10 protein-coding genes are annotated in these 13,640 nt (G+C 32.4%); 2 read left to right on the forward strand and 8 right to left on the reverse strand.

The features are described 5' to 3' along the window. Window positions 1–116 precede the first annotated feature (116 nt). Window positions 117–1,676, reverse strand: coding sequence for a S41 family peptidase (locus AX016_RS01145; protein WP_100893850.1), 1,560 nt, complete (start codon window positions 1,674–1,676; stop codon window positions 117–119). 184 nt (window positions 1,677–1,860) lie between these two features. Here AX016_RS01145 and AX016_RS01150 point away from each other — a divergent pair, with 184 nt between their 5' ends. Continuing rightward, complete coding sequence (locus AX016_RS01150; RefSeq protein ID WP_100893851.1) at window positions 1,861–2,496, forward strand: SanA/YdcF family protein; 636 nt, start codon at window positions 1,861–1,863, stop codon at window positions 2,494–2,496. A 13-nt stretch (window positions 2,497–2,509) separates the two neighbouring features. Then, a complete protein-coding gene (locus AX016_RS01155; RefSeq protein WP_100893852.1) occupies window positions 2,510–3,784 on the forward strand; it encodes an NRAMP family divalent metal transporter in 1,275 nt (424 codons plus the stop codon). Window positions 3,785–3,831: 47 nt separating this feature from the next. On the opposite strand, the gene acs is transcribed toward AX016_RS01155, so the two are convergent. From acs to AX016_RS01190, 7 genes are all read right to left on the reverse strand, one after another. Next, entirely contained in the window at window positions 3,832–5,739 is a 1,908-nt protein-coding gene (gene acs, locus AX016_RS01160; RefSeq protein ID WP_100893853.1) for an acetate--CoA ligase, read from the reverse strand. A 319-nt stretch (window positions 5,740–6,058) separates the two neighbouring features. Further along, window positions 6,059–7,987 (reverse strand): OmpA family protein, encoded by a 1,929-nt coding sequence (locus AX016_RS01165; protein WP_100893854.1) that lies wholly within the window; start codon window positions 7,985–7,987, stop codon window positions 6,059–6,061. A 10-nt stretch (window positions 7,988–7,997) separates the two neighbouring features. Next, entirely contained in the window at window positions 7,998–8,972 is a 975-nt protein-coding gene (locus AX016_RS01170; RefSeq protein WP_232732581.1) for a PorP/SprF family type IX secretion system membrane protein, read from the reverse strand. 11 nt (window positions 8,973–8,983) lie between these two features. Then, window positions 8,984–11,233: a gliding motility-associated C-terminal domain-containing protein gene (locus AX016_RS01175; RefSeq protein ID WP_100893855.1), complete on the reverse strand. Its 2,250-nt coding sequence runs from the start codon at window positions 11,231–11,233 to the stop codon at window positions 8,984–8,986. A gap of 159 nt (window positions 11,234–11,392) precedes the next feature. Continuing rightward, entirely contained in the window at window positions 11,393–12,277 is an 885-nt protein-coding gene (gene fabD, locus AX016_RS01180) for an ACP S-malonyltransferase (RefSeq protein ID WP_100893856.1), read from the reverse strand. A 71-nt stretch (window positions 12,278–12,348) separates the two neighbouring features. Continuing rightward, complete coding sequence (locus AX016_RS01185; RefSeq protein ID WP_100893857.1) at window positions 12,349–12,867, reverse strand: gamma carbonic anhydrase family protein; 519 nt, start codon at window positions 12,865–12,867, stop codon at window positions 12,349–12,351. Between the two features lie 22 nt (window positions 12,868–12,889). Beyond that, window positions 12,890–13,621 (reverse strand): LytR/AlgR family response regulator transcription factor, encoded by a 732-nt coding sequence (locus tag AX016_RS01190; RefSeq protein ID WP_100893858.1) that lies wholly within the window; start codon window positions 13,619–13,621, stop codon window positions 12,890–12,892. Between the last annotated feature and the right edge of the window lie 19 nt (window positions 13,622–13,640).

Genomic DNA, 13,640 nt, shown 5'->3' on the forward strand with positions numbered 1-13,640 from the left:
GGTTTAGTTATTTATTGTCAAAACTAAACTCTTAATCAAAATAAGCACAATTTATGTTGCAAAACGCTTGTTTACAGTTGTAGAACAACTGTTTTATAAAGCCTTAAACCAAAAAATTATTTATTAATAGCGTCTAAAATCCATTCTAACTCTGGGTCACAGTTGTTTTTGCGGTCTTCTAAAGTAGGTGTAATAGTTACATCTGGTTTAACACCGTAACCTTCAACTTTAGATTTATAAGGGGTTTCTAAAACCATTAACCCAAAGTATAGCATTAGTTTAGAATTTGGTAGTCTTACCAATTTTGTTTGGCCTGCTACAGTACTATTGTATGCTCCTCCTGTTTCCTCACCAACAATAACTCCTCTTTTACGTGCTTTTACAACATTAGAAAACACAGAAGATGCAGAAAAAGAACGGCCATTTATTAATACGTACACATTACCTTTATAATTATTTTCTTTAGGCTCTGCTACTTTAGTTTCCTTAAACTTATATACCAACTTGCCATTTTTTTTGCGTGCTTTAAAAACTTCTTTAAAAAATACAAATGGTACAAATAAAGACTTGTATGCTGCTCCATAAGCTGTTTTATTACGAGACATATAAGACTTTATAATTGGGTATCTTGTGTTTACCTCTCCTTCTTCAACAAACTTAAATTCTTCTTTTGCTAAGTAAGAAAATAAATCGTGAATTTCTACCAGCCTACCACCTCCATTATCTCGCAAGTCTATAATTAAATCTTTAGTTTTTGCAGAATCTATTTTTTTAAAAGCCTCTTCATAAAAAGCTTCATAGTCACCCCTACTAAAGCTTCTAATTTTCATATAAGCAACAGTACTATCTTCTCCTATAAAATCTAAATTTCTGTTATTATTTTTTTCAGAATAACTATACCCGTATTTACGATAATTCTCTAACTTTTTCTTTAACTTTTTTGAAGCAAGTTTACGTTCTTCTTTTGTCTTTTTAATTGGTTTTTTATCTTTTAAACTATCTTTTTTTTGTTTAGGAAACCTTGTAGAATCTCTTGGTATTCTTCTAAAAACTTTAGTGTATAAACTATCATTTTTAGAAAAAGTAACCTCTAAACTATCTAATCTTCCTTTATCTTGATAGTAATATCTAGCTAGTTTCTGCGCAGCATATTTATTATGAAAAGTTGTGTTATACCCATCTGAAGAAAAATAAGTTTTGTATCTTTTTAGCAAGTCATCAATAGAATCATCTCCTAACTTTACCACTCTGCTCCCTACCATTGTACTATCTTCACCTAGTGTATTCTTCACCAAAACAGCATCTTCTACGTTTTCAAACCTTAAATAAGACCATTCGTTTTTAAGTTTATTAAAAGCTTTATTTTCTTTACGGGTGTATTTTTTTGTTGGTACAGAAATACCTGCGTGTCCTTGTCTAACCTCCACTACAACAGGAGCCAATTTTTCATAAAAGGCATAAGTAGTCATTGGTTTTGTAATACTACTTTTTAAAGCCAAAAACTTAGCATCTAACTCCTTTTTTGGCGTATACAGGTATAATTGAGGATGTAATTTTTGTAGTTTTCTATAAGCTACATCAACATCTTTATGCAGTTCATCTACACTATGTAACTTGGTTATTTGATGATTGTGTTTTTCTATACTGGCGCATGAAGTAATTAACAGTAATGGCAAAAGATAAAACAATAATTTTCTCAAGGGTTGTGGTTTTATGGTTTTTGAACTATATTTTCTTAATTGCAAGAAACACAGCACATTTTATGCCAATAAAGTTAAAATATTATGTAAACTAAAAATATATTTTAACAATACTTTATTTTTAACAATTCTATAGCTCTATTTTGTACCTTTAACTTGTATGAAGAAAAAAATTATCATAACTATTTCTGTACTTGTTCTATTGCCATTATTGGCAATTTTTTGTTCTAATAATATTATTACAAACTCAGCTAAGGGCAAAACTTTTTATAATGTAGATGCTATTCCTTACAATAAAGTTGGTGTTGTTTTAGGCACAACAAGTAAGCTTGTTAACGGTAGTCCAAATCCTTACTACGTACACCGTATAAATGCAACCGTTGCTTTGTACAATGCAAAAAAAATAGACTTTGTTTTAGTTAGCGGTGATAATGGAACTAAATACTATAACGAACCAGATACTTTTAAAAGAGAACTTGTAAAACAAGGAATACCAGAGGATAAAATATTTTTAGATTACGCAGGTTTTAGAACATTAGATTCTATGGTGCGTGCGCACGTAATTTTTGAGCTTAACAAGGTTACCGTTATATCTCAAAAATTTCATAATGAAAGAGCTATTTATATTGCAGAAAAAAAAGGCCTCACTACCGTTGGCTTTAATGCCAAAGATTTAAAAGGAAAAGCTGGTTTAAAAGTACAGACTAGAGAATATTTAGCACGTGTTAAAGTGTTTTTAGATTTACTACTTAATACAGAGCCTAAATTTTATGGAGAAAAAATAACGATAGAATAGTACTTACACTGTAATGCAAAAGATTAAAACTTTACTTAAAAACTTAGGTCCAGGATTACTTTTTGCGAGTATGGCAATTGGCACATCTCACCTTGTGCTATCCACTAAAGCTGGTGCACAATATGGTTGGATTATGTTGGTACCAATTGTACTAGCAAACATTTTAAAATATCCTTTTTTTGAATTTGGAATTAGATACACCAACGCAACAAACAAAACACTTATACAAGGGTATTTAAACCGTGGCAAAGGGTATTTATGGTTTTATGCACTTATTACATTAGTATCTACATTTACCATTTTAGCAGCTTTATACTTGGTTACATCTGGTCTATTAATAAACCTCTTTAACCTTACAAATGTATCTATTACTGTTGTTGCTCTTGTACTATTCAGTTTTATATCTGCACTATTAATTATTGGTAAATATGTTTTTTTAGAGAAGTCTTTAAAAATTGTAGTATCTATTTTAGGAATTGCACTTTTAGTTACCACTATTGTAGTTGTTTTTAAGGGAAAGGTTGATGAGGTAGCAAACTTTAAACCCACGCCTCTTTTTAATAATGCTGGTATTTTATTTATTATTGGTTTAGTAGGTTGGATGCCTACTGCGGTAGAAACCTCTAGCTGGTTAAGTATGTGGACTATTGAAAAGCAGAAACTAACAAACAAAAAACTAAATCTTAAAGAAGCATTATCAGAATTTAACTTTGGATATATAGTTACAGCTATACTTGCTTTTTTCTTTATGACCATTGGTTGCTTATCTCTTTACGGTACAAATACTAAAATGAGTAGTAGCGCTGTTGGTTTTGCAGACCAGCTAATAAACTTATTTACGGTACATATTGGAGAGTGGACAACTATTTTTGTGTCTACAGCCGCTTTTGCCACAATGTTTAGCTCTTGTATGACAGCACACGATGCTATAGCAAGAGTTAGTATAGATGTTATACAGAAGCTAAAAAGCACACCAATTACCAAAACTGAAAAAACAAAACCACAAAGTAAATCTTACTTTACCTTAGCTGTAATAGTATTAACCATTGTAAACTTAGCCGTTATAATCTTTTTTAATTCTAATATGGGTAAGGTTGTTGCCTTAGCTACTTTTGTATCTTTTATTGTAGCTCCTGTTGTTGGTTATATGAATTTAAAAAATGTAATGAGTAACGACGTTGCTAAAGAAGACAGACCTAAAAAATGGCTACAGCTACTTACGTATGCAGGTATTTTATTCCTAAGCTTATTTGCAATTTATTACTGCTACATAGAAATTATTGCATAAAAAAGACCGACTTATATAAAATCGGCCTTTAGAATTTATTCTTTTATTTAAAGAGAGTTGTCCATAATTTCCTGAACAATTTCTGGATTTAACAACGTACTAATATCACCTAAATTATCTGTGTCATTAGAAGCTATTTTACGCAAAATACGACGCATAATTTTACCACTCCTTGTTTTAGGCAAACCAGTTACAAACTGTATTTTATCTAATTTAGCAATAGGTCCAATATGTTCTGTTATTTGCTGATTAATCTCTTTTCGTAAATTATCTCTATCTCTAGTTTCTCCAAATTCTTTTAAAATAACATAACCATACAAAGCATTTCCTTTAACATCATGTGGAAACCCAACAATTGCAGACTCTGCTACAGCTGGATGCTCATTAATGGTATCTTCTATAGGTGCAGTACCTAAATTATGTCCAGATACAATAATAACATCATCTACACGACCTGTTATTCTGTAATAACCAACACCATCTCTTAAAGCACCATCACCCGTAAAATATTTGTCTTTATAAGCCGAAAAATAAGTATCTCTGTACCTTTCATGATTACCCCAAATTGTTCTTGCAATAGAAGGCCACGGAAATTTAATACATAAACGCCCCTCTACTTGGTTGCCCTTTAACTCTTGTGCGTTTTCATCCATTAAGGCAGGTTGTATACCAATAAAAGGTAAGGTTGCGTATGTAGGTGTTGTTGGTGTAACATAAGGTATAGGAGAAATCATAATTCCGCCTGTTTCTGTTTGCCACCAAGTATCTACAATAGGACTATTATTTTTACCAACATTACTATTGTACCAATGCCAAGCCTCTTCGTTAATAGGCTCACCAACAGAACCTAATACTTTTAAAGAAGATAGGTCGTGATTTTCTACAAAATCTACATTCTCTTTTGCCAAAGCTCTAATAGCAGTAGGTGCAGTATAAAACTGAGTTACTTTATGTTTCTCTATCACTTCCCAAAAACGGCCAAAATCTGGATAAGAAGGCACACCCTCAAACATTACAGTAGTTGCTCCGTTAGCCAAAGGACCATACACAATGTAAGAGTGCCCTGTGATCCAACCTATATCTGCGGTACACCAGTAAACATCATTCTCTTTATACTGAAAAATATTTTTAAATGTATACGCCGTATATACCATATAACCACCTGTAGTATGCACCATACCTTTTGGAGTACCTGTAGAGCCAGATGTATATAAAATAAATAAAGGATCTTCGGCATCCATAACTTCTGCAACACAATCCCCGTATGCTTCGTCTAAAAGTGGCTGTAACCATTTATCACGCCCCTCTTTCATTTTTACTTCTGCATTGGTACGCTTGGCTACTAATACTGTTTTTACACCAGGACAGTCGTCCAAAGCCACATCTACAATACCTTTTAAATCTATAGATTTTTTTCCCCTAAAAGATCCATCAGAAGTAATTACAATTTTACAGTCAGAGTCATTAATTCTTGTTGCTAAAGCATTAGAAGAAAAACCTGCAAAAACAACAGAGTGTATAGCTCCTATTCTTGCACAAGCCAATAGAGATACCGCTAACTCCGGAATCATAGGCAAATAAATACAAACACGATCTCCTTTTTTAACTCCATTTTCTTTAAGCACATTTGCCATTTTACACACACGTTTATGTAGCTCATAATAGGTTATGTGTTGTGCCTCTTCATTAGGGTTGTTAGGCTCAAAAAGAATAGCTGTTTTTTCACCTCTAGTTGTTAAGTGCCTGTCTATACAATTCTCTGTAATATTAAGCTTTGCATTTTCAAACCATTTTACCTCTGGCTTAGAGAAATCCCAACTTAAAACATTATCCCACTTTTTCCTCCATAAAAAATGCTCTTCTGCAATTTCTTCCCAAAAGGCTTCTGGGTTACGTACAGATTTTCGGTATACCTGAAAATATTCCTCTAAATGTTTAATGTGATAATTACTCATGTGCTATTTGTTTTGTGCTTGTGATTACTAATAACTAGTAAAACTCTAATAAAACAACAGTTTACATTTTAGATGTTACAGTACATCAACATAAAAACACATATTTAATAAATTTGCTAAATATGTATTATTATGCACCTAAAAACTGTGTTTTACAGAATAATTTCCTATAAAATTAATTGAATTATTAAATATAGGAAAATCTAGAAAAGTATCAATTTAAATAAGACAAAAAAATTATAGTAATATTCAATAAACTTGAGTGATTTAAAAAACAGTCCCATAAGTGATAGGAGACTATACAAAAAAAAGAGCTGTATTAATACAGCTCTTTATAATTTAGAACAACAATGTTGCACCTTCGGTTTTCTGCATGAAAGTAATCTATACAATAGACACCATTTACACATTTGTTTAGCACATGATCTTCTCCATAACCAATGGTGTATAATATATTTTTAGAAGGAACACCATTACTTAATAAGTAATTTTTAATATTATCTGCCCTACCTTGAGACACTCTAAAGTTAGATGAAGAACCTCCTTTACTATCTGTATGCGATTCTATTTGAAGATTAAACTCTGGAAACTTTTTAATTATTTTTATTGCTTTATCTAATTCTGCAATAATAACTGGAGTTAGTTTAGTGCTTTTAGTTTTAAACTCAAACTTATTTAGTTTAAGCATTGTTTTGCCTTCTTTTTCTACAACAAAATCATCTGCAAAATCTAAATAAATTGGTGTTTCCTTTTTATTTTTTAAATCATCTGCTGTATAAAATTGTCTAAATAAAGAGTACTTTTTTTTAGATGCAATAACTGTAATTTTTGTTTGCCAAGGTAACTCTATTTCATAAGATCCGTCATCTGCAGACTCTAGCTCTTTTATAACTTTATTATTTTGATCTAATACCTTTATAGGCACATTAGCAACCCTAACATTATTTAAAGCGTTTAATGTTTTTCCTTGTAAGACAATGGTATTTAACTTAGGCTTTTCTTCTACTTTAAAACCATAAATATCATCTTTACCCTTACCACCTTCTCTGTTAGAAGAGAAATACCCTTCTAAACCACCAGTATTATCATTTTTAACAATAAAGCCAAAATCATCTTTAACAGAATTAATACCTTCTCCTAAATTAATTGGCACGCCAGCGCTACCATCGGCTTTTAAGTTAGACTTGTAAATATCCATACCTCCATAACCATAAAACACATCTGAAGAAAAATACAATCCGTTTTCAAAAACAAAAGGAGAAATTTCGTTTCCGGGAGTATTTACTCTTGGTCCCAGATTAATTGGTGCAGACATAATTTGTCCGTTACTGGTATTAACATAGTAAATATCTGTACCACCGTAGCTACTATCCTCAAAATTAGCAGCAAAGTATAAACGTTGAGAAGCTGCATCATAAAAAGGATAGTAAAAACTAGTACTTAAATGTTTAAGCACGTAGTTAAAGTTTTTATTGCGATCTACTCTTGCTATAGAAAGTGCATTTTTCCCTTTTTCATCATATAACATTTCGCCATCTTTTTCATTAGACAACACGTAAAATAGCTTTTCTAATTCTGATGAGTAATATGGTGTTGCTTCGTGAAAATTAGCTTTTGGTATACCATCAAATGCTTTTACATTAGTAATATCGCCATCTGCCTCAATTTCACTTTCGTATATATCTAAATATATGGTTTCTTGCTTTTTCTTTTTCTTAACTAAGGTTAGAGCCCTATCACTAGTAAATAATAATTTTTCTTTATAAAACGATGGAGAAAAATCTGCAGCAATACTGTTTGCTTTTACATTAAAAACATTGTAATTAGGTATCACAACATCTTCTTTATTTTCTATATCAAAATTAAACTTTGCATTTTCTGCCCAAGAAGCTTCTTTTAAAATAGTATCATTTTCTAAATACTTATTCATTTCATCCTTACCAGATATAGCGTATAAGCTACGCAGCATTTTATTGTAATGAAATGGAGATACAATAGCATCACTCTCCAATATTAACTTGTACGTATCCCAAGATTTCTGAAACTGTTTTGTATTAAAATATGCCTCTGCATAGTTTAAAAACTGCTGTGTAGTAAGTACAGTTTCTTTACTCTCTTTTTCATATTCTTTAACTGCTTGCTCGTATTTATACTGAAAAAAATAACGATCTCCGGCTGATTTTAAATTTTGAGCACAAACAGATAGTACAACTAAATTTAAAAGTAAAAAGCTAAGTTTAAATTTCATATTGTTTGTATTAAAAGAATCTTGGTGTATCTATTTGTTTAGGTTTTTTATTGTCTTTTGAGCGCTTACTTCTTTTTGTTCCTCCTGATCTACCCAAATAAAACTTTAAAATAACCTCATGAGAACCATCATTATAGTTCTTAAATGCGTTTGTAGAATAGTCATACGAATAACCCACATACATAGAATTAGAGACCTGAAAACCAGCCAAACCACTTATAGCATTATCAAACCTATACGATGCTCCAACAGTAACTAAATCACTAATTAAAAAATTAGTAGATAAGTTTACGTTTAAAGGAGACTCATTAATATAATTTATTAAAAATGCTGGTTTAAATTTTAATCCGTCACTTAAATCAAACACAAGGCCACCTATAAAATTAACTTGAGTTTTATCTTCTTCAATAACAGCAACCTCATCATTATACAATGTACTGGTTAATATATTAGGTACAGAAAGACCTAAATACCAATTGTCTGCATATACAAATGTACCTGCTCCTATAATTGGGTAAAACTCATTATACTGTGTATCTTGCAATGCAGGTTCGTTCTGAAACTCAAAATCTCCTTTTGTAAAATCGATATCTAAAATTGAAGCCCCTGCATTTATACCAAAAGACCATTTTACATAGTCTGATAGTTTTACTTGGTAAGAGTAAGAGATGTTTATTAAAGACTGACTCATTGGCCCTAACTTGTCTGAGTATGCATTAAAACCCAATCCTGTTTTTTCATTAGAAAAAGGTATGTTTGCCCCTATACGTATGGTTGTAGGTGAGCCAGGAACTCCTACCCATTGCGTTCTGTATAAACTCATTATTTCTGGGTCTTCTACACTACCTACATAAGCAGGGTTAAAACTTCCAATGTTATACATATACTGTGTATACTGTGGTTCTTTTTGTGCAAAGACGTTAGCACTAACAAAAAACAACATAAGTATACCTAAGTACTTATACATCTGCGTGGATTTTTTCATTTGTTTTTGTATCATCTTATGATTTGAATCCATCCTTTTTTAACTTCTGAACCATCTGCCAAGTCTAACACATAAAAATATGTACCATTTGGCAAATCTCCTTTTTTCCAAGTACCATCCCAATTGTTTTGGTAATTAGTAGCACTGTATACTTCACTACCCAACCTATTAAATATAACAAGTGTATTACCTGTATAGTTTTCTATACAATTTATGCGTAAAAAATCGTTTACACCATCTGCATTTGGAGAAAACTGATTAAATAAAAATCCGCATTCATCATTACTTCTTGGTTCTACAGTAACAATTACAGATGCTGTATTATTTTCTACATTGGCAATATCCAAAGGAAAAGAATCCGTTATTTCTACCGTATTTTCGTGTGTACCATCTTCTAGCACCATAGCTGTTATTTCTAACACCTGTTCTTCATTACCTAGTATTTCATTTAGCGTCCAAATACCTGTAGCAACATCATAATTGCCCGCTGTAGTTGTATGTGAAACATATGTAAAACCCATTGCATTTTCTATACGGTCTGTAACACTTATATCTGTTACCAAACCATCGGTCTCGTTAGTAAGTGTTATTGTAAAAACAACAATATCTCCTACAGTTGTGGTTGTTTTATCTACCGATTTAGAAACAGACATATCAATCTGTTTAATACCAACAGTAACCGAGCTTTGGTTATTAGCAGTAGCTAAATCTACAGGGTTACTACTTGTTATTTCTGCGGTGTTAATATGCGAACCTCCGTCTACAACAGCTGCTGTAATTTGTATTGATGTACTTTCACCAGCTGCTAACTCTGGTATTGTCCAAATACCTGTTGCACTGTCAAAAGTCCCTAGTTGTGCTACATCAGAAACATAACTAAAACCAGTAGTTGCATTTAAAACATCTGTAATTTCTATAGCTGTAACTGCATCACCAGTTAGGTTTTCTACAGTAATTGTAAAAGTTACATCTTCACCTGTAAAAACCTCATCTTTATCTACCGTTTTTACAACAGATAAATCTGTATCTGTAGGCGCGCAATCTACTACTGTAACCGTTATTGTAGTTGTTTCTGCTTCACAAGGAGCAACAAAACCAGTAGTTGTATATGTAAACTGATATTCTCCTAGTGGCTGGTTTGCAAAATCTACACTATTAGCATCTATTGTAATTGAACTAGATGTTGGGGTAGAAGTTATTGTCCATTCCCCTGCATCTGCGTCTGTTAATTGATCGTCTAAATTTACTGCAGTTACTCTGCCATTACCTGGTAGAGAACACGCAGTAGTGTTTGTACCTGTACCAGAAGATGGTTGGTCATTTATTGTTGCTACAACCTCTACCCTTGCAGACGTACAACCATTTGCTGTTGCCTCTACGTAATAAGATGTTGTAGTTGCCAATATTGGTGTATCAAAATTTAATCCTGTATGTACTAATGTTCCTCCAGTAGGCGCATCATACCACAATAAAGAACCATCTGTTGTTGTGCCTGATAATGTTACTACACCTTCTCCACACCTAGATACAGAAGTACCAGTAACGGTTGGACTATTATTTTGAACTATTGTTATTTTTAAAGGTGGACTAACACAGTTATTAGCCTCGTCTAAATAAAACCCGTAAAACTCTCCCGAAAATCCAATTACAGAACTATCATAATAAGATGAGTCATCTAACAAATCATCACTACTACTCCAAGTTAGTACTGTACCCGCAGGTGTTACACTAGATACATAATCATTTAAGTCTTTAGTAAAGCTATCACAAAAGGTAGTTTCTTCACCAGTTCTTAACTCTGGTGCATTAGGAGTTGTAGCACAAACAGGCTCATTATCTATAATTGCTATTCTATCAGAACCCGCTAAAGGGTTTATATCATAGTTTGCATTTTCAGATATGGTAATAATTACACTTTCATCTCCTTCAATTAAAGTATCATCTACTATACCTTCAATATCTAAACTAACACTCCTACTAAGAACAGGAATTAAAATAGAACCTCCTACAGTGTTGTAATCTACACCATTGGTTGCCGTACCAGATATAGTAAAGTTTACACGTAAGCCAGTAAAAGTATTGCCGGTTCTAGAAATTCTAAAACTTCCTGATACAGAACCAGTCTCCGCCGCATTAGCATCTGCCTGAACTGAAACCTGTTGCGCTGATGCAAAAAAACCAAAACACAAAAATAGTACTAGAAAGCAATATGCTTTGTGTTTTTTTATAATACGGAAACTGTCTAATTGTTTAATTTTCATTTTCTTTTATAGATAGTGTTACTCAACTATAATTTATAACAGATAGACTACAATATTAACCAAAATGCCATTTGTCGATAAACAAAATCGACAAAGAACATATTTCACCTCTCAGTAACAGTTATTACCAATAACTTTACTTTTTTATATATGAGGTATTTAGGCTAATTCTGCCGATGTAGTTTCTGATGCTCTATTAATTTTTTTCACCAATCCTTGTAAAACTTTACCTGGACCAACCTCTGTAAATAAAGTTGCACCATCTGCAACCATATTTTGCACACTTTGTGTCCATTTTACAGGAGCTGTTAATTGCGATATTAAATTCTTTTTTATTTCTTCTGCATCTTTTACCGCTGTAGTAGGTACATTTTGGTAAATTGGACAACTTGGCTCGCTAAACGTAGTGTTTTCTATTGCTGCAGCTAATTCTTCTCTTGCTGGTTCCATTAATGGCGAATGAAATGCGCCACCAACTGGCAATAATAATGCTCTTCTTGCTCCAGCTTCTTTTAACTTTTCACAAGCTGTGTTTATAGCTTCTACTTCTCCAGAAATAACTAACTGTCCTGGACAATTATAATTTGCAGCAACAACAACACCATCAATTTCTTCACAAACTTTTTCTACAACATTGTCTTCTAAACCTAAAACAGCTGCCATTGTACTAGATTGCATTTCACAAGCCTTTTGCATAGCTAATGCTCTCTGAGAAACTAATTTTAATCCGTCTTCAAAAGTTAACGTACCATTTGCAACTAAAGCAGAAAATTCTCCTAATGAATGCCCAGCTACCATATCTGGTTTAAAAGCATCACCCATAACTTTACTCATAATTACAGAGTGTAAGTAAATTGCAGGTTGTGTTACTTTTGTTTGTTTTAGGTCTTCTGGTGTACCTTCAAACATAATGTCTGTAATACGAAAACCTAATATATCGTTTGCTTTTTCAAATAATTCTTGCGCCAAAGGATACTTTTCGTAAAGGTCTAAACCCATTCCTACAAACTGTGCTCCTTGACCAGGAAATATATATGCATTCATTTTTTTTGTTTTTAAGTTGATTGACAAAAATAAGTAAACTTATGTAGAACGCATATTGCTTTTACCAAAGTTTATTCCTTGTCTTTAAACCAACTAGAATAAGTTACGTAATTATTAGCTATACGGTTCACTTCGCCCTCGCTTAATTCTACGCTTATATCCTTAATTTTCTTTGCTGGCATACCTGCAAATACCGTTCCAGAAGGTATATGAGTCCCTTTTGTAACTACTGCACCAGCAGCAATAATACTATTACTTTCTACAATACAATCATCCATTACAATACTACCCATACCTATTAACACATTATCTTTAATAGTACAACCGTGCACAATGGCATTATGCCCAATAGAAACGTTATTACCTATGGTCGTTGGACTTTTTTTATAGGTACAATGTATAACAGCGCCATCTTGCACATTAACTTTATTACCCATTTTTATAAAATGTACATCTCCACGTAGCACAGCATTGTACCAAACACTGCACTGGCTACCCATTACTACGTCGCCAACAATTGTTGCATTTTCTGCAATAAAACAATCTTCTCCAATTTGTGGTGCTTTTCCGTTTACTTCTTTAAGTATCATAGTGCAATTATGTATTTAAAATTTATTCAAAATAAGATAAAAGTTCTTTCTTTTTAGATGCAGAAACTAACAATTCTTTACCATTATGCAACACTACACTACCGCCTTTTCCTTTTTTGTATTTAGCTATTGAGTTTACATTTACAAGGTAAGATTTATGTATACGTGCAAACGGAAAATCTGCCATTGCCTCTTCAAAATATTTTAGTGTTTTGCTCACTAATATCTTCTTATTCTCCAGGTAAATTTCAGTATAATTATCATCAGCCTTGCAAAAAAGAATATCAGCAACATTTAAAACCTGAAAACCATCTTGTTGTGGCAGTGTTATTTTACCGTCTATTTTATTTGTTTTTGGTTGTAAAATTTGGTCTTCTAAAGCATTTTCCTTGCTTCTAATTTCACCTACATATTCTACTGCCTTTATTAATTCGTCAATATTAATGGGTTTCATTAAATAATATGCGGCGTGGCTATTTAAAGCATCCATAGCATATTGGTTATATGCGGTAACAAAAACGGTTTCAAAAGTTCTGTTTGGCACTTGGTCTAGCAAATCAAAAGCATTGCCAAATGGCATTTCTACATCTAAAAAAATTAAATCTGGCTGGTGTTTTTCAATTAATTCCAAACCTTCTTTTATAGACGCTGCCTCTCCTAACAAATGTACAGTCGGACAATATTTAGTTAAATAGTTGGTTAAAATTTCTCTGCTATTGGCCTCGTCTTCTACTATAATTGCGTTTAACTTCATTCTATCTTATTTTAAAATA

It is taken from the genome of Cellulophaga sp. RHA19, assembly GCF_002813425.1.
In the GTDB taxonomy this organism is placed as follows: domain Bacteria; phylum Bacteroidota; class Bacteroidia; order Flavobacteriales; family Flavobacteriaceae; genus Cellulophaga.

Coding starts and splice junctions, on each gene's coding strand:
- AX016_RS01150 (WP_100893851.1), top strand. CDS start 1,861: ATGAAGAAAAAAATTATCATAACTATTTCTGTACTTGTTCTATTGCCA.
- AX016_RS01155 (WP_100893852.1), top strand. CDS start 2,510: ATGCAAAAGATTAAAACTTTACTTAAAAACTTAGGTCCAGGATTACTT.
- acs (WP_100893853.1), bottom strand. CDS start 5,739: ATGAGTAATTATCACATTAAACATTTAGAGGAATATTTTCAGGTATAC.
- AX016_RS01165 (WP_100893854.1), bottom strand. CDS start 7,987: ATGAAATTTAAACTTAGCTTTTTACTTTTAAATTTAGTTGTACTATCT.
- AX016_RS01170 (WP_232732581.1), bottom strand. CDS start 8,972: ATGAAAAAATCCACGCAGATGTATAAGTACTTAGGTATACTTATGTTG.
- AX016_RS01175 (WP_100893855.1), bottom strand. CDS start 11,233: ATGAAAATTAAACAATTAGACAGTTTCCGTATTATAAAAAAACACAAA.
- fabD (WP_100893856.1), bottom strand. CDS start 12,277: ATGAATGCATATATATTTCCTGGTCAAGGAGCACAGTTTGTAGGAATG.
- AX016_RS01185 (WP_100893857.1), bottom strand. CDS start 12,867: ATGATACTTAAAGAAGTAAACGGAAAAGCACCACAAATTGGAGAAGAT.
- AX016_RS01190 (WP_100893858.1), bottom strand. CDS start 13,621: ATGAAGTTAAACGCAATTATAGTAGAAGACGAGGCCAATAGCAGAGAA.